The organism is Paucibacter sp. DJ2R-2 (genome assembly GCF_025717675.1).
GTDB lineage: Bacteria > Pseudomonadota > Gammaproteobacteria > Burkholderiales > Burkholderiaceae_C > Paucibacter_A.
In genome coordinates this window covers 75,080-91,041 of record NZ_JAJIRT010000011.1, presented here as the reverse complement: position 1 = coordinate 91,041, position 15,962 = coordinate 75,080, and the positions used below count along the sequence as shown (strand labels likewise).

Below are 15,962 nucleotides of genomic sequence, written 5' to 3'. Positions count from 1 at the left end.
TTCCTTCAATTCAATCGATGAGTTCGGGGCGGCTTGAAGGTCAATCAAGCCTTGGGCGGCGGTGGGCAGAGGCTGTCGACAAAGCGCTGCAGCACGGCCGGCAAGCGTTCCTGGCGCAGCACGCCCAAGCAGTACTCGCGCACGGCCCAGTCTTCGTCCAGAGCCAGCAGCTTGACGTCAAACACGCGCGAGAAGCGCTCGGCCGGCCCGCCGGGCAGCACGGCCACGCCCAGGCCGGCCTCGACCAGTTGGGCAATCGCATCAAAGCCGCGCACCTGGATGCGGGCATTGAGCGTGCGGCCGAGGGCCTGGGCCTGCTGGCGCATCATTTCCTGGGCCGAGGCGCCGGCATGCAGGCCAATCAGGTCGTAGTCCAGCAGGTCGGCAAAGCGCACGCTGTCCTGCTCCGCCAGCGCATGGCGCTTGGGCACCAGTACGGCCAGACGGCCACGAGCGTAGGACCAGGTCTGCAAGCGGCTGTCCAGCAAGGGCGCGGTGAACACGCCGGCATCGGCCCGGCCCTCGGCCACGGCCGCCTGCACCTCGGCGCTGGTCAGGTCTTCCAGGCTGATGCGGATTTGCGGGTGGCCCTGGCTGAAAGCCACCAGATCGGCGGGCAGGCATTCGGCAATTGCGCCGCTGTTGGCGGCGATGCGCAGATGACCCTTGATGCCGCGGGCGAACTCCACCACCTCGCTCTCCAGCGCATGCAGGGAGGCATGGAGGGAACGGATGTGGCGCACCAGGGCGCGGCAGGCCTCGGTCGGCTCGACCCCTCGCGAGCGGCGCTCGAACAACTGCACGCCCAGGCGGGCCTCCAGGTCGGACACCCGCTTGCTGGCCGCGGCCAGGGCCAGATGCTCCTGCTGCGCACCGCGCGTGATGGAGCGCGTCTGCTCAATGGCCAGCACGAGGTTGAGGGTGGTCAGGTCAAGGCGCATGGTTGTGTCCGTGGTCTGGATTCAGGGCCGGTGGACGAGGATGCAATGTTTCAGGGCGGAATGAAGGTCGAAAGCGCGACGAAGCGAGGCTGAATTCAAATCCAGATTGGCCCTCATGCCAGCAGCCAATACTCAGGGGATGGAATTTAGCTTTCGCCAACAACATGCGCACACCGATATTCACAATTGCATCTTCGCAGTTCACGAAGTCTAAACCAAGCAGCCACCCCTTTGTTGCGGCGCCTGAGGCCGGGCAGCGCGCGCGGGCTGGCGCAGCACGAGCGAACACGCGGCCGGCATGACACATGCAGCTTCGGCGCAACATCGCACCCAGGCCCACCGCGGCGCCCCGCAAACAGGGGTCGAGACAAACCCGCGAATCACGCGCATTTCAGCGCCTGACTTTCGACAGCGTCAGGCCATCTTCCTAAGGTGCTGCATTCGCGTCGGTAGCCGACAAGTTTCGGCCTGCCCGAGCCAGCAATTCCGCTGCCGCGACAATCGCCCGCTTCGCGCCGACGCAAACACCTGCGCCCGGCTCCACACCATGTCTGTGAAATCGCCATGAAACTGCCCCGTCTGACCCTTCTCGCCGTATTGCTGCAACTGGGCAGCGCCGCCCACGCTGTGGAAAACACCATCGGCCTGGACCTGCCCGGCTTCGACGCCAGCGTGCGCGTGCAGGACGATCTGTTCCGCGCCGCCAACGGCGGCTGGCTCAAGAGCACCGAGATCCCGGCCGACAAGGCCAGCTTTGGCAGCTTTGCCGTGCTGCGCGACCTGTCCGACCAACAGGTGCGCGCCATCGTCGAAGAACTGGCCCTCAAGCCACAGACCACCGGCAGCGTCGAGCACAAACTCGCCGCGTTTTACACCGCCTTCATGGACACGGCGGCCATTGACCAGGCCGGCCTGGCCCCGCTGCAGCCCCAGCTGGCCGACATCGATGCGTTGAAGAGCCCGCGCGAACTGGCCCAGTGGCTGGGCCGCATGCAAGGCCATCTGTCGACGCCGGTGGAGCTCTCGGTCGGCCCCGATTTCAAGAACCCCAGCCTGAACCTGGCGGCGGCCAGCCAGGGCGGCCTGGGCTTGCCGGGCCGCGATTACTACCTGAAGAAAGAGCCGCGCATGCTCAAGGCACGCGCCGCCTACCTGCAGTACCTGCAAACCTTGGCGGAACTGGCCGGCGTAGCCCAACCCGCCCGCGCCGCCGCCCGCGTGCTGGCCCTGGAGACCGCGATCGCCAAGGCCCACTGGGACCCGGTGGCCAACCGCGACCCGGTCAAGGCCTACAACCCCATGAGCCCCGCCGAGCTGGCACGCAAGGCGCCCGGCTTCGACTGGGCCGCCTTCCTGGCTGCCGCCCGCCTGGGCCACATCGACCGTCTGGTCGTGGCCCAGCCCAGCATGGCCATCGCACTGGGCCGCCTGCATGCCAAGCTGCCGCTGGCCGACTGGAAACTCTACGCCAAGCTGCATTTGTTGGACGCCCATGCGGCCACCCTGCCCCAGGCCTTCCGCCAAGCCCGCTTTGCCTTCCGCGGCAAGGCCTTGTCCGGCGCCAGCAGCGAGCAGGCACGCTGGCAGCAAGGCATGACGCAAGTCAACGCGGCCCTGGGCGACGCTTTGGGCAAGCTCTACGTCGAGCGCCATTTCCCGGCCGGCCACAAGGCCCGCATGCAAGAGCTGGTGGGCAATCTGATGGCCGCCTTCGGCGACTCGCTGGAAGCCCTGAGCTGGATGTCGCCGCAGACGAAGCTGCAGGCGCGCGACAAGCTCAACAAGTTCACCGTCAAGATCGGCTACCCCGACCAATGGCGTGATTTCAGCGCCCTGGAGGTGCGCGCTGGCGACGCGCTGGGCAACCGCCTGCGCTCGGCCGATTTCGAATGGCAGGTGCTGGCCGCCAAAGCCGGCCGCCCGGTGGATCGCAAGGAGTGGGGCATCAACCCGCAGCTGGTCAATGCCTTCTACGACCCCACGACCAACGAGATCCTCTTCCCCGCAGCCATCCTGCAGCCGCCCTTCTTCGATGCCACGGCCGATGACGCCGCCAACTACGGGGCCATCGGTGCCGTGATCGGCCACGAGATCAGCCACGGCTTTGACGACCAAGGCAGCCAGTTCGACGGCGACGGCAAGCTACGCAACTGGTGGACACCGGCCGACCGCAAGGCCTTCGAGGCCGTCGCCGCCAAGCTGGTGGCCCAGTACAGCGGCTACGAGGCCATCCAGGGCAAGCATGTCAATGGCGAGCTGACCCTGGGCGAGAACATCGCCGATCTGTCCGGCCTGCAAGTGGCATACAAGGCCTACCAGCGCTCCCTGGGCGGCAAGCCCAGCCCGGTGATCGGGGGCTTCAGCGGCGAGCAGCGCTTCTTCCTGGGCTGGTCGCAAGCCTGGCGGACCAAGATGCGCGAAGAGGCGACGCTGATGCAGGTCACCATGGACCCGCACTCGCCCGCCGAGTTCCGGGCCAATGGCGCAGCCGTCAATCACGACGGCTTCCACCAGGCCTTCGGCACCAAGGCTGGCGACAAGATGTTCAAGGGCAGCGCGGAGCGCATTCGCATCTGGTAAGCGCAAGAGGCCCGGCATGGGCCGTGAAACTCAGCACAGAACAGGATTAGGCCCAGGAATGCCCATATTCCTGGGCCTGAGCGACCCGGCTTGAGCCTAGGATGCACAGACACGGTGCAGCCATTCGGCTACCGGTCTCACTCAGCCCCTGTTTTGTGAAAGACCCACGCTCATGCCCAAGCTCATCCCTGCCGTGAACGGCCTGGCTCTTTTCGCCCTGCTGCTCGCCCCCCACGCTCTGGTTCAGGCCGCCGACGCGGCGCCCGAAAGCCTGCACATCTGCCACGAAAACGAAGACGCTTTCCCCTGGCTGCTCAAGGACAAACCCGGCTACAGCCAGATCATGATGGCGCAGCTGGAAAAGCAGCTGGGCACGCCGATCAAGCTCATGCCCATGCCTTGGAAGCAATGCCTGGCCGAGCTGAAGAGCGGCAAGGTCGACGCGGCCATGAATGCCAGCTTCAACGCCGAGCGCGCCGAGTTTGCCCATTACCCGCTCAAGCTCGACGGCGAGGCGGACGCCACCAAGCGCATGTACCGCGCCACCTATGCGCTCTACAAAGGCAAGGCGGCCGCCGTCAGCTGGGACGGTAAGGCGTTGACTGCAGCCGGCACCATCGGCGCGCAAGCAGGTTTTTCCATCGTCGCGCAGCTCAAGCAGCTGGGCGCCAAGGTTGAGGACAACGCGCCGACGGCCGACGAACTGCTCAACCGCGTGGCCTCGGGTCGCTACCTCGCGGCCGCGCTGCAGACCACCGAAGCCGACAACTCTCTGGCCGCTTTGCCAGCCCTGCAAGGCAAGGTCGAGCGGGTGAATCCCCCGCTTGTGGACAAGGCCTACTACACCATCTTCTCCAAGCCCTTTTTTGCCAAGCATGGGCAGACCGCTCGTGAAGTCTGGCGCCTGCAAGGCAAGATGCGCGAGTCGCCCGAGTTCAAGGCCCAGGTCTCGCATCTGATGAAGTCGGTGGACTGAGTATGAAATGCTGCCTAGCTTCACCCGCTCGGGGTGAGGCTAAGCCAGCCAGCTGTTAACCTCGTCCCTGGCTGAACAGGAGCAGGTTTGGGCGATACCGCGGACAGCGCCAAAGCGAACGAAGCACAAGCGCTCTGGACCCACGACGAGCAGGGGCCGCTGCTGCGCCTGAGCGGCGACTGGCGCGGCAAGAGCCGCCTGCCGGCCCGTCCAGACACCACAGCCTCCGCCACAGCAACGCTGCCACTGCGAATTGATGGCCGCGCGCTGGAAGCCTTTGACAGCAGCCTGGCCGCAGCCCTTTGGGCCCTGAGCCGCAGCGCCCGGGCGCCGCTGGACACGCGTGAGCTACCGCCGGCCTTGAGCGGCATGCTGGATCTGGCCGCCCGACAGAGCGCCGGCGACGCGCCCGGCGGCCGCCGCCGCCCGCGCTGGCTGACCCGCGTCGGCCTGGCCTGGCAGGCACGCTATCGCCGCACGCGCGACACCTTGGCTTTCACCGGCGATTTGCTGACCGCCGTCTACCGGGCGATGCGCGGCAGCACCGCCATGCGCGGCGAAGACCTGGCCCAGCAGTTGCACGCCACCGGCCCAGCCACCTTGCCCATCGTCACCCTAATCAGCTTTCTGGTCGGACTGATCATTGCCTATATGGGCGCGGCCCAGCTGCAGCGTCTCGGCGCCCAGGCCTTCATGGCCGACCTGGTGACCATTGGCGTGGTGCGCGAAATCGCTGCCCTGATGACCGGCATCATGCTGGCCGGACGCGTCGGTGCCGCCTTCGCTGCCCAGATCGGCAGCATGCAGGCCAATGAAGAAATCGATGCTTTGCGCGCCCTGGGCCTGAACCCAGTCGAGCATCTGGTGCTGCCGCGCGTGCTGGCCATGGCCTTGATGGCCCCCTTGCTGACCACGTTTGCGGCCGTGGTGGGCATGTTGGCCGGCCTGCTGGTGGCGGTGGGCATCTTCCATGTCGAACTCCTGGACTACCTCTACCGCAGCTCCAAGGCCATCACCCTGGCGCACGCCGGCATCGGCCTGCTCAAGGGCACGGTTTACGGCGTGCTGGTCGCCATGGCCGGCTGCCGCCAGGGCTTGCATGCCGGTCGCAGCGCCCAGGCCGTGGGCGAGGCCACCACCGCCGCCGTGGTGCAGGCCATCATCTGGATCGTCATTGCCGCCTCGGCGCTGACGATTGCTTTCCAGAGGCTGGGCTGGTGATGAAGCAAGCCGCGAGCCCGCTGCTATGTGCCGAAGGTTTGAGCCTGGCCGTGGCCGGCCGCTTGCTGATGGAGAACCTCAGCTTCGAGCTGCAGCGCGGCGAGATCCTGGTGCTGATGGGCGGCAGTGGCTGCGGCAAGAGCACGCTGATGCGCCATCTGATCGGCCTGCAGGAGCCGGCCCTAGGCCGCGTCATCTTCGGGGAGCGGGATCTGGCCGATGCCGACGTGGAGGAACTGGCCCGCCTGCGCCGCCAGTTCGGCGTGATGTTCCAAGGCGGAGCACTCTGGAGCTCAATGACGGTGGGCGAAAACGTCATGCTGCCGCTCACCGAGTTCAGCGAACTGGACGAGGACGCGGCCGAGCAGATGGCCCGCTTCAAACTGGCCCTGGTCGGCATGGAAGGTGCCTTCGACGAACTACCCAGCGCCCTCAGCGGTGGCATGAAAAAGCGGGCCGCCATCGCGCGCGCCATGGCCCTGGACCCACCCCTGCTGTTTCTGGACGAACCCTCGGCCGGCTTGGATCCGATCAGCTCCGCCAGTCTTGATGAGCTGATCCTCAATTTGCGCGATCATCTCGGCACCAGCATCGTGCTGGTGACGCATGAACTGAGCAGCATCTTCGCGGTGGCCGACCGCGCCCTCTTTCTCGACGCCAAGGAGAAGACCATGACCGCGCTCGATGCCCCGCGCCGCCTGCTGGAGTCAGGCCCCGAGACGGTGCGCCTGTTCCTGCGTCGCGGCCTCGATGAAGCAGCAGGAGCAGGTGCATGAGAAAGCGTCACGGTCACCCTGCCCTGCTGGGCTTGTTTGTTGTCACGGCCCTGATCCTGCTTTTCATCGCTGTTTTTGTGATCGCCGGCGGCAAGCTGCTGGGCGGCAAGGAGCGCGTGGTGATGTATTTCCACGGCTCCATTTACGGCCTGCAAATCGGCGCGCCCGTGGTGTTCCGCGGCGTGCACCTGGGCAATGTCAGCGCCATCGGCGTGGCCTACAACAATGCCAGCAATGCCGTGTCCATTCCGGTCGAAGCCGAACTGGAGCGAGACATGCTCGGAAATCTCAGCGGCGAGCGCCTGCCTGGCAGCGGCGCCACCTCGCTCAAGGCCTTGGTCGATCGCGGCCTGCGCGCTCAGCTGGGCCTGCAAAGCCTGCTGACGGGCCAGCTCTATGTGGACCTGGACTTTCGGCCGGACAAAACCACCACTGGGGCCACCGTCGAGACCAGCCGCTATGTGCAGATCCCCACCGTGGCCACGCCATTCCAGGACCTGCGCAACCAGGTGGACGGCTTGGACATCAAGCGCCTGGTCGGCGACCTCTCGGCCATCGCCAGCACCGGCCGACGCCTGATCGAGGGCCCGGAGCTCAGCCGGGCCTTGCAGGACATTGAGGCTGTGAGTGCCAATCTGCGCCGCCTCAGCACCCAGCTGGACCGCCGCGCCGGGCCCATGGGTGATGCTGCCCTGGGCGCCTTGGCCGCCACCCAGCAGGCCATGGAACGCATGAGCCGCGCGGCCGTGACGGTCAACGACTCGGCCGAGCGCGTCGGCAAGACCTTCAACCCCGAGGGCGCCGTGGTGCAAGACCTGCGCCGGGTCTCGACCGAGCTGGCCCGGGCAGCAGCAGCCGTGGCCGATGTGGCGCAGGATGAAGCGCCGCTGAACCAGAACCTGCAACGTGCGCTCAAGGACATCGCCCAGGCCGCCCGCGCCCTGCGCGAACTGGCGGACACCTTGGACCAGCAACCCGAAGCCGTACTCAAGGGCCGAGCCAAATGAGCACATTCATCCGCCGCATGAAGACGATCCCCGTCCTGATCGGGCTCAGCCTGCTGGCCGCCTGTGGCAGCTCACCCAAGGTGCAGTACTTTCAGCTGCGCGCTGAGCTGCCACCGGGCTTGGAAGCAGGAGCCTTGGTGGCGCCGGCATCGCCAACAGGCATCTGGGCCCTGGGCCCGGTCCAAATTCCCGAATACCTGGACCGCGACGCCATCGTCCGGCCCAGTGGCTTGGCCACGCTGAATGTCCAGCCCACGGAGCGCTGGGCCGAGCCTCTGCGCGACGCCATCCCTCGCCTGCTGCAACAAGATCTGGCGCGCCTGCTCGGCAGCGCCCGCATCTGGCGCCTGCCCCTGCCGCCGGGACTCACGGCCGAGCGGCAGCTGCGCGTGGACATCCAAAGACTGGACGCTGATACCGGCCTACGCCCGCTGCTCGTACTGCAAGCGCGCTGGACTTGGGTCGACCCCAGTGGCCGTCAGCCGCCTCAGGTGCGAGAGCAGCGCATTGAAGTGCCGGCCGGAGACGGCAGCACGGATGCACTGGTGGCAGCCCATCGGGCGGCACTGTGGGCGCTGGCGAAAGCCATCACAGCGAACTAGGGCCACAACCGCAGGCCTCAAGCTCCCATCAAGGCCTGACCACACACCCGCAAGGTCTGCCCCCTCACGGCGCCTGACTCGGGCAAAGCCAAGAAGGCGACGGCCTCAGCCACATCGCGGGGCTGGCCACCTTGAGACAGTGCGTTGAGGCGGCGGCCGGCTTCGCGAATGAACCAAGGGATCTGGCGGGTCATGTCTGTCTCAATGAAGCCCGGTGCCACGGCGTTGATGGTGGCGCCGCGACTGGCCAACAGAGTGCTGCGCGCGGCGACGTAGCCAATCAAGGCGGACTTGCTGGCCGCGTAATTCGTTTGACCGGCATTGCCGGCGATGCCGCTGATGGAAGACAAGCAAATTTCTCGCGCGCCGGGCGCCAGCAGGTCGGCCTGATCGAGCGCGCCATCGATGGCCAGGATGGCCTGCAGATTGACAGCCATGACCTGGCTCCACTCGGCCTCGCTCATCTTGAACAGGCTGCGGTCGCGCGTGATGCCGGCGTTGTGCACCAGCACATCGACAGCCATGCCGGGATGCTGGCGCAGCCAGTCGCAAAGCAAAGTGGGCGCGGCGGCACGGGTGATGTCCAAGCTCAGTGCGTCGCCCTGGATGCGCCGCGCCAGTTCGCGCAAATGCGGCTCAGCCGAGGGCACATCGATGCACAGCACGCGGGCGCCCTCCTCGGCCAGGCGCTCGGCGGTGGCGGCACCTAGGCCACGCGCGGCGCCGGTGACCACGGCCAAGTGCTCACGCAAGCGCCCCGGGACCATGGGGACTTCAAGAGCCGCAGGTGCCCCCAGACCGGCGTCCAAACGCAGGATCCGACCGGACACATAGGCGCTGCGCGAGGAGCAAAAGAAGCGCAATGGCCCCAGCAAGCCGCCCAAAGTCGCAGCCGGCACTTGCAGCGCATTGACGGTGGCTGCGTGGCTACGGCCCAGCTCCTTGGCCAGGCTGCGCACAAAGCCTTCGATGCCTTGGGCGGCAGCCGCGGCCTCGGGTGAGATGCGAGCGGCGTCCAGCGGACAGGGCGCCAGCAACAAGAGCTTGGCGCAGGGCGCCAGGCGGCGCAGCAACGGCGCAAAGAAACTGCGCAACTGGGCCAGGGACGCGACCTCACGGCAGCCGGTGGCATCAAACACGGCGATGTCGACGCGAGCCGTCGCATCGGAGGCCTGCTCCGTCTCCAGCACCAGGCTGGCACCCAAAGCTTGGAGTAAGCCTCGAGCAGATTCGCCAGCATGCCCACCCGGCATGGCCGCCAACACCAGGCGGCGTCCACGCAGTTCGTCGCCGCGATAGGGGCCGGTCTCGCGGCGCAAGGCGCGTGGGCGCGGCAGGCCGAGCGCACGCACCAGCGGGCCCGTCAAGCGGCCAGCGGCCAGGCCGATCAAAGGATCTGAGGTCGAAGCCATAGCTGTCCGCGAAGGGCCCGATCAGCCCAGGGCTGCGATGACCTCGGCCGGCGCCTGCACCAGCTCGATCAAGACCCCTTCGCCACCGATCGGAAACTCGGCGCTGGACTTGGGATGTATGAAGCAAATGTCGTAGCCGGCCGCACCCTTGCGGATGCCGCCCGGCGCAAAGCGCACGCCGTTCGCCGTCATCCACTCGACGGCCTTGGGCAGGTCATCCACCCAGAGGCCCACATGGTTGAGCGGCGTGGTGTGCACGGCCGGCTTCTTCTCGGGATCGAGCGGCTGCATCAGATCGACCTCGACCTTGTGTGGGCCCTGGCCGATGGCGCAGATGTCTTCGTCAACGTTCTCGCGCTCGGAGACGAAGTTGCCGGTGACCTGCAGACCCAGCACATCGACCCAGAGCTTACGCAAGGCCTGTTTGTCGGGGCCGCCGATGGCGATCTGCTGGATGCCGAGGATTTTGTAGGGCTTCATGTTTGGTACACCGTAGTTGATGCTGCTGCAGTCGGTTTGCTGAACAAGGGGAGAGGAAGTGAACGTGTGAACAGGTGAGCGGCGCTGCGCGCCTGGTGAACCATTCACCTGTTCACCTGTTCACCTGTTCACCTGTTCACCCATCAACCTCACTCAAACCTCAAAATCAGCTGATCCACCGACAGGCTCTCGCCCACTTTGGCCAGCACCTCGGCGACCTTGACGTCACGCTCGGCGATCAAGATGTTCTCCATCTTCATGGCCTCGATCACGGCCAGGCGCTCGCCGGCTTGCACGGTCTGGCCGGGATGCGCAGCGATCTGCACCAGCAGGCCCGGCATGGGCGAGAGCAGGAACTTGCTGGTGTCCGGCGGGGCCTTGAAAGGCATCAAGGCCTGCAGCTCGGCCGCACGCGGCGAAAGCACATTGACGAGGATGGCGTAGCCGTTGTGCTGCAAGCGATAAGCCAGCGGCTGCTTGGCCGTGCCACGCTCGGCCTGGGCCACAAAGGGCTGGCCGTTGACGGTGCCGGTCAGGCGGATGTCGTTCAGGCGCGAGTTGCAGACGATGCGATAGCTCTTGGCCTCGGCGCCTTCACCGACTCGTACCAGTGCCTCACCCAGGTGCCCCACGAACTCGGAGATGTGCAGGACGTGGCGGGCTTGCTGGCCGGCCGTGCCCTCGGACACCAGGGCCACGTAGTCGTGCTCGATGCGCACCTCGTGCCCGGGCAGCTGGCCGCTGATGCCAGCCTCGCGCTCGCGCGCCTTGCGGCGGATGAAGCCAGCCAGGGCAACCAGGAACAACGGATCGCTGTGCGGCACGTCCTCGGCACGGAAGCCACCGCCGTAATGCTGGGCGATGAAGCCGGTGTTGAAGTTGCCGGACTTGAAGTCCTCATGCGCCAGCAGGGCCGACTGGAAGGGGATGTTGCTGGAAATGCCGCGGATGACAAAGCCATTCAAGGCTTCGCGCGTCTTGGCGATGGCATCGGCCCGGTCGCGGCCATGGACGATGAGCTTGGCGATCATCGAGTCGTAGAACATCGGGATCTCGCCGCCTTCGTAGACGCCGGTGTCGACCCGAACGCCTCCGAATTGTTCTGCGGCATAACTGTCACCCTGCAGGGTCAGCGTGCCCTGCTCCAGATTGGCCTGCGGGGGCTGGTACTTGACCAGGCGGCCGGTGGAGGGCAGGAAGTTGCGGAAGGGGTCTTCGGCATTGATGCGGCACTCGATCGCCCAGCCTTCGCGCTTGATGTCCTCTTGCTTGAGACTCAGCGGCTCGCCGGCGGCCACACGGATCATCTGCTCGACCAGGTCCAGGCCGGTGATGCACTCGGTCACCGGGTGCTCCACCTGCAGACGGGTGTTCATCTCCAGGAAATAGAAACTCTGGTCCTTGCCGACCACGAACTCCACCGTGCCCGCGCTCTGGTAGTTCACCGCCTTGGCCAAGGCCACGGCCTGCTCGCCCATGGCCTTGCGCGTGGCTTCGCTGATGAAGGGCGACGGCGCCTCTTCGATCACCTTCTGGTGGCGGCGCTGGATGGAGCATTCGCGCTCCCACAGGTAGAGCGTGTTGCCCTGGCTGTCGCCCAGCACCTGGATCTCGATGTGGCGCGGCTCCTCGACGAACTTCTCCATGAAGACGCGGTCGTCGCCAAAGCTGTTGCGCGCCTCATTGCGGCAGCTGCTGAAGCCCTCGAAGCATTCCTTGTCGTTGAAGGCGACGCGCAAGCCCTTGCCACCACCGCCGGCGCTGGCCTTGATCATCACCGGGTAGCCAATGCCCTGGGCAATCTTGACCGCCTCTTCGGGCGAGAGGATGGGCTCGTTGTGGCCCGGGATGGTGTTGACCTGGGCGGCGTTGGCGAGCTTCTTGGAGGCGATTTTGTCGCCCATGGCGGCGATCGAGCCATGCTTGGGGCCGATGAAGGCGATGCCCTCTTCTTCGACCCGGCGCGCGAACTCTTCGTTCTCGCTCAGAAAGCCGTAGCCGGGGTGGATGGCCTGGGCGCCGGTCTGCTTGGCCGCCGCAATGATCTTGTCGGCCACCAGATAGGACTCGCGGCTGGGCGCCTGGCCCAGCAGCACGGCCTCATCGGCCAGCTCCACATGGCGGGCGTCCTTGTCGGCCTCGGAGTAGACGGCCACAGTCTTGATGCCCATCTTGCGGGCCGTCTTGATGACCCGGCAGGCGATCTCGCCGCGGTTGGCGATCAGAATTTTTTCAAACATGATGTCTTGTCCCCATCAAAAATTGTTCGGTCGGCTGACGTCAACGCTGTGCGGAAAAACGCAGGCGCCCGGCCAGGCAGAGATCGGTCCATTCGACGACACGGCGCTCGATCCAAGCGGCGCCCTGCCCCTTGGCCGCCGCGGCTCCCTGGTAGGCAAAGCTCAGCATGGCCGGAGCGCGCTGCGCGTATTCGCTGCCATCGCTGAGCGCAGCTTCGCGCTGCAGATCGGCCAGGGCCTGGGTGCGCGACAGGCCATCGACTCGGTAGAGCAGGATCACCGGCAGGCTGGCCAGATCGTTGCCGCAGGCCTCCACGCGACTGGCGGCCGAGGCGCCGTAGCGCTGCAAGGCACAACTGGCGAACAGCTGCTGGGCCGAAGCGCTTTCCGACGCCGACGCGGCCGAGTCCTCGGCGGGCACTGAAGCCGCATGGGCCTGGGCATGGGCTGCCACACAGTCCGCCGCTGGCACAGCCGCTTGCACGCACGCGTGGCCACTCAGAAGCAAGCCCGACATCAGCAGCGTCTTCGCAGCTCTCACAGCGGAATGTTCCCGTGCTTGCGCCAGGGGTTGTCCAGCTTCTTGTCCTTGAGCATGACCAGGGAGCGGCAGATGCGCTTGCGGGTCTCATGCGGCTGGATCACATCGTCGATGAAGCCACGGGCGCCGGCGACAAAGGGGTTGGCGAAACGGGCTTTGTATTCGGCTTCCTTGGCGGCCAGCTTCTCCGGGTCGCCCTTGTCTTCGCGGAAGATGATCTCGACCGCGCCCTTGGCACCCATCACCGCGATTTCGGCGTTAGGCCAAGCAAAGTTGACGTCGCCGCGCAGGTGCTTGGAGGCCATCACATCGTAGGCACCGCCGTAGGCCTTGCGGGTGATGACGGTCACCTTGGGCACGGTGCACTCGGCATAGGCATACAGCAGCTTGGCGCCATGCTTGATGATGCCGCCGTACTCCTGGCTGGTGCCGGGCATGAAGCCGGGCACATCGACGAAGGTGATCACCGGGATGTTGAAGGCATCGCAGAAGCGCACAAAACGCGCGGCCTTGATGGAGCTCTTGATGTCCAGGCAGCCGGCCAGCACGAGCGGCTGGTTGGCGACGATGCCCACCGTTTGGCCTTCCATGCGGGCAAAGCCGGTCAGGATGTTCTTGGCGTAGTCAGGCTGCAACTCGAAGAAGTCGCCATCGTCGACCGTCTTCTGGATCAGCTCCTTCATGTCATAGGGCTTGTTCGGATTCTCCGGCACCAGGGTGTCGAGCGAATGGTCGAGGCGGTTGCCGGGGTCACCGCTGGGCCGGGTCGGCGCCTTCTCGCGGTTGTTCAGCGGCAGGTAGTTGAAGAAGCGGCGCAGCATCAGGATGGCTTCGACATCGTTCTCGAAGCTGAGGTCGGCCACGCCGCTCTTGCTGGTGTGGGTACCGGCGCCGCCGAGTTCTTCGGCCGTCACTTCCTCGTGCGTCACCGTCTTCACCACCTCGGGCCCGGTCACGAACATATAGCTCGAGTCCTTGACCATGAAGATGAAGTCGGTCATGGCCGGCGAATAGACCGCGCCGCCGGCGCACGGGCCCATGATCATGCTGATCTGCGGGATCACGCCCGAGGCCAGCACATTCTTCTGGAACACATCGGCATAGCCGCCCAGGGAGGCCACGCCTTCCTGGATGCGCGCGCCGCCCGAGTCATTGAGGCCGATCACTGGGGCCCCGACCTTCATGGCCTGATCCATGACCTTGCAAATCTTCTCGGCATGCGCCTCGGACAAGGCGCCGCCGAAGACGGTGAAGTCCTGGCTGAAGCTGAAGGCCAGGCGGCCGTTGATCATGCCGTAGCCGGTGACCACGCCGTCACCGGGAATCTTGTTCTCGGCCATGCCGAAATCGACGCAGCGGTGCTCGACAAACATGTCCCATTCTTCGAAGGTGCCTTCGTCGAACAGCAGCTCCAGGCGCTCGCGCGCCGTCAGCTTGCCCTTTTTGTGCTGGGCGGCGATGCGCTTTTCGCCGCCGCCCAGACGGGCCTGGGCACGTTTTTCTTCCAGTCGTTGTTGGATGTCATGCATGGGAAGTCCTTTCGTCGGGCCGTCCCAAGGAAGGACGCGCCCCCTCGGGGGGCAGCCCATTCATTGGGCGTGGGGGGTTCATTTCTCGTCTCCGGAGAAGAAATTCAACAGTTGGCGTGCTGCGGTCGAAGGCGCCAGTCGGCCTTGCAGCACATCTTCGGTGATCTGAGGCAGTTGGGCACTCACGGCCGGCGAGCCGGCAAACTGCTGGCGCAAGCCGGCATGGATGCGCTCCCACATCCAACTCTGCGCCTGTTGCTGGCGTTTGGCCAGCCAGTGGCCTTGGGTCTGCTGCAATTCGCGGTAAGCCGTCACCTGGGCCCAAAAACGCTCCAGGCCTTCGCCCTGCTCAGGCTTGAGCGCGCTGAGCTGCATCACCTGCGGGTGCCAGGTCTTGCTCGCTGTGGCGTGGTCGGTGTGCGAATGGCCATGGAAGCCGTAGATTCGCAGGCTGGAGCCGATCTGCGCCTGGGCGCGGGTGGCGGCCGCCCAATCGAGATCGGCCTTGTTGATGACGACCAGATCGGCCAGCTCCATCACGCCCTTCTTGATGGCCTGCAAATCATCGCCGGCATTGGGCAGCTGCAGCAGCACATACATGTCCGTCATGCCGGCCACGGCGGTTTCGCTCTGGCCCACACCGACGGTCTCGACGATGACCACATCGAAGCCAGCCGCTTCGCAGACCAGCATGGCCTCACGCGTTTTCTCGGCCACGCCGCCCAGGGTTCCGCTGCTGGGGCTGGGGCGGATGTAGGCGCGCTCGTCCATGGACAGGCGCTCCATGCGGGTCTTGTCGCCGAGGATGGAGCCGCCCGAGACGCTGCTGCTCGGGTCCACGGCCAACACAGCGACGCGGTGGCCGCGTGCGATCAGAAAGAGGCCCAGGGCCTCGATGAAGGTGCTCTTGCCCACGCCGGGCACGCCCGAGATGCCGAGGCGAAAGCTTTTGCCTGCGTGCGGCAGCAGTTCGGTCAGCAAGGCATCGGCTTGGACGCGGTGATCGCGGCGCGTCGACTCCAGCAAGGTGATGGCCTTGGCCATGGCGCGGCGCTGCTGGGGGCCAGGGCCGGCCAGCAAGGCCGGTGCCAGACTTGGGCTGGGCAACACGAGCGTCATGCACGCCCCGGCCGCTCGCCCTGCACGCCCGACCACACCGGGGCAATGCCGTCCGGCACCTGGGCCAGGCGGGCCTCCTCACCAACGACGGGCAGGCGCCAGAGGTAGTCGATGTCGAACTCGCTCTCCCCCACCGCTTTGAAGCCGTGGCGCAGATAGAAGCGGTTGGCATTGCTGAGCTTGAGGGCCGAGAGGCTGAGATCGCGCCCCGCACGCCGCGCCTGATCTTTGGCCCAGCTGAGCACCCAGGCCCCGATGCCCTGGCTTTGCGCCGCGGGCTGCAGATACAGCTGCTCCAGGCGCAGGATCGCCGGCTCCGTTGACGGCGTGTGCAACATCAGAAAGCCAACACGCTCGCTGCCGCGGCAAATATGGCGCATGGTCGCCGGGTCGAACAAGGTCTGGAATCGCTCACGGCTGCGCGCCAGGTCATAGCGGCCGAGACGCTCCAGACTCGGGCGCAAGGCCTCCATGCGCAGCTGGAACAGCGCGTCCAGATCTTCGGCCGCCACCGGCTGCAGCTGATAAGCACTCATGC

Annotated in this window: 14 protein-coding genes; 6 read left to right on the top strand and 8 right to left on the bottom strand. The window is 66.0% G+C overall.

Annotated elements, in window-relative coordinates:
• Positions 1 to 44: 44 nt before the first annotated feature.
• A complete protein-coding gene (locus LNV28_RS21155; protein WP_263520088.1) occupies positions 45 to 941 on the bottom strand; it encodes a LysR family transcriptional regulator in 897 nt (298 codons plus the stop codon).
• A 564-nt stretch (positions 942 to 1,505) separates the two neighbouring features.
• Here LNV28_RS21155 and LNV28_RS21150 point away from each other — a divergent pair.
• From LNV28_RS21150 to LNV28_RS21125, 6 genes are all read left to right on the top strand, one after another.
• Positions 1,506 to 3,521: a M13 family metallopeptidase gene (locus LNV28_RS21150; RefSeq protein WP_263520087.1), complete on the top strand. Its 2,016-nt coding sequence runs from the start codon at positions 1,506 to 1,508 to the stop codon at positions 3,519 to 3,521.
• A 172-nt stretch (positions 3,522 to 3,693) separates the two neighbouring features.
• On the top strand, positions 3,694 to 4,497 hold the full coding sequence (locus LNV28_RS21145) for a substrate-binding periplasmic protein (protein ID WP_263520086.1): 804 nt from the start codon (positions 3,694 to 3,696) through the stop codon (positions 4,495 to 4,497).
• A gap of 87 nt (positions 4,498 to 4,584) precedes the next feature.
• The gene (locus LNV28_RS21140; protein WP_263520085.1) at positions 4,585 to 5,718 is read left to right on the top strand and encodes an MlaE family ABC transporter permease; all 1,134 of its coding nucleotides are present in this window, start codon (positions 4,585 to 4,587) and stop codon (positions 5,716 to 5,718) included.
• A complete protein-coding gene (locus tag LNV28_RS21135) occupies positions 5,718 to 6,494 on the top strand; it encodes an ABC transporter ATP-binding protein (RefSeq protein ID WP_263520084.1) in 777 nt (258 codons plus the stop codon). Before LNV28_RS21140 ends, LNV28_RS21135 begins: the two co-directional genes overlap by 1 nt.
• Positions 6,491 to 7,501, top strand: a complete 1,011-nt coding sequence (locus LNV28_RS21130; protein WP_263520083.1) for an MlaD family protein — start codon at positions 6,491 to 6,493, stop codon at positions 7,499 to 7,501. The genes LNV28_RS21135 and LNV28_RS21130 overlap by 4 nt, the downstream gene beginning before the upstream one ends.
• A 17-nt stretch (positions 7,502 to 7,518) precedes the next feature.
• Complete coding sequence (locus LNV28_RS21125) at positions 7,519 to 8,103, top strand: PqiC family protein (protein WP_263520082.1); 585 nt, start codon at positions 7,519 to 7,521, stop codon at positions 8,101 to 8,103.
• A 17-nt stretch (positions 8,104 to 8,120) separates the two neighbouring features.
• Here the strand turns inward: LNV28_RS21125 and LNV28_RS21120 are convergent, their stop codons facing one another.
• The 7 genes from LNV28_RS21120 to LNV28_RS21090 all read right to left on the bottom strand — a co-directional run bounded on the left by LNV28_RS21120 (position 8,121) and on the right by LNV28_RS21090 (position 15,960).
• Positions 8,121 to 9,515 carry a 3-oxoacyl-ACP reductase gene (locus LNV28_RS21120; RefSeq protein WP_263520081.1) on the bottom strand — a complete coding sequence of 465 codons (1,395 nt, stop codon included), beginning with the start codon at positions 9,513 to 9,515 and terminating at the stop codon, positions 8,121 to 8,123.
• Positions 9,516 to 9,536: 21 nt separating this feature from the next.
• On the bottom strand, positions 9,537 to 9,995 hold the full coding sequence (locus tag LNV28_RS21115) for a VOC family protein (protein ID WP_263520080.1): 459 nt from the start codon (positions 9,993 to 9,995) through the stop codon (positions 9,537 to 9,539).
• A gap of 149 nt (positions 9,996 to 10,144) precedes the next feature.
• Positions 10,145 to 12,235: an acetyl-CoA carboxylase biotin carboxylase subunit gene (locus LNV28_RS21110; RefSeq protein WP_263520079.1), complete on the bottom strand. Its 2,091-nt coding sequence runs from the start codon at positions 12,233 to 12,235 to the stop codon at positions 10,145 to 10,147.
• Positions 12,236 to 12,275: 40 nt separating this feature from the next.
• Entirely contained in the window at positions 12,276 to 12,752 is a 477-nt protein-coding gene (locus LNV28_RS21105) for a hypothetical protein (RefSeq protein ID WP_263569039.1), read from the bottom strand.
• Between the two features lie 20 nt (positions 12,753 to 12,772).
• Positions 12,773 to 14,305: an acyl-CoA carboxylase subunit beta gene (locus tag LNV28_RS21100; RefSeq protein WP_263520077.1), complete on the bottom strand. Its 1,533-nt coding sequence runs from the start codon at positions 14,303 to 14,305 to the stop codon at positions 12,773 to 12,775.
• Between the two features lie 78 nt (positions 14,306 to 14,383).
• Complete coding sequence (gene meaB / locus LNV28_RS21095; protein WP_263569038.1) at positions 14,384 to 15,424, bottom strand: methylmalonyl Co-A mutase-associated GTPase MeaB; 1,041 nt, start codon at positions 15,422 to 15,424, stop codon at positions 14,384 to 14,386.
• Positions 15,421 to 15,960 (bottom strand): GNAT family N-acetyltransferase, encoded by a 540-nt coding sequence (locus LNV28_RS21090; protein ID WP_263520075.1) that lies wholly within the window; start codon positions 15,958 to 15,960, stop codon positions 15,421 to 15,423. Before LNV28_RS21090 ends, meaB begins: the two co-directional genes overlap by 4 nt.
• Positions 15,961 to 15,962 lie beyond the last annotated feature (2 nt).

Bases quoted from the DNA above. Each gene is read 5' to 3' on its own strand.
- LNV28_RS21155 (WP_263520088.1), bottom strand. From the start codon at position 941: ATGCGCCTTGACCTGACCACCCTCAACCTCGTGCTGGCCATTGAGCAG.
- LNV28_RS21150 (WP_263520087.1), top strand. From the start codon at position 1,506: ATGAAACTGCCCCGTCTGACCCTTCTCGCCGTATTGCTGCAACTGGGC.
- LNV28_RS21145 (WP_263520086.1), top strand. From the start codon at position 3,694: ATGCCCAAGCTCATCCCTGCCGTGAACGGCCTGGCTCTTTTCGCCCTG.
- LNV28_RS21135 (WP_263520084.1), top strand. From the start codon at position 5,718: ATGAAGCAAGCCGCGAGCCCGCTGCTATGTGCCGAAGGTTTGAGCCTG.
- LNV28_RS21130 (WP_263520083.1), top strand. From the start codon at position 6,491: ATGAGAAAGCGTCACGGTCACCCTGCCCTGCTGGGCTTGTTTGTTGTC.
- LNV28_RS21125 (WP_263520082.1), top strand. From the start codon at position 7,519: ATGAAGACGATCCCCGTCCTGATCGGGCTCAGCCTGCTGGCCGCCTGT.
- LNV28_RS21120 (WP_263520081.1), bottom strand. From the start codon at position 9,515: ATGGCTTCGACCTCAGATCCTTTGATCGGCCTGGCCGCTGGCCGCTTG.
- LNV28_RS21115 (WP_263520080.1), bottom strand. From the start codon at position 9,995: ATGAAGCCCTACAAAATCCTCGGCATCCAGCAGATCGCCATCGGCGGC.
- LNV28_RS21110 (WP_263520079.1), bottom strand. From the start codon at position 12,235: ATGTTTGAAAAAATTCTGATCGCCAACCGCGGCGAGATCGCCTGCCGG.
- LNV28_RS21105 (WP_263569039.1), bottom strand. From the start codon at position 12,752: ATGTCGGGCTTGCTTCTGAGTGGCCACGCGTGCGTGCAAGCGGCTGTG.
- LNV28_RS21100 (WP_263520077.1), bottom strand. From the start codon at position 14,305: ATGCATGACATCCAACAACGACTGGAAGAAAAACGTGCCCAGGCCCGT.
- meaB (WP_263569038.1), bottom strand. From the start codon at position 15,424: ATGACGCTCGTGTTGCCCAGCCCAAGTCTGGCACCGGCCTTGCTGGCC.
- LNV28_RS21090 (WP_263520075.1), bottom strand. From the start codon at position 15,960: ATGAGTGCTTATCAGCTGCAGCCGGTGGCGGCCGAAGATCTGGACGCG.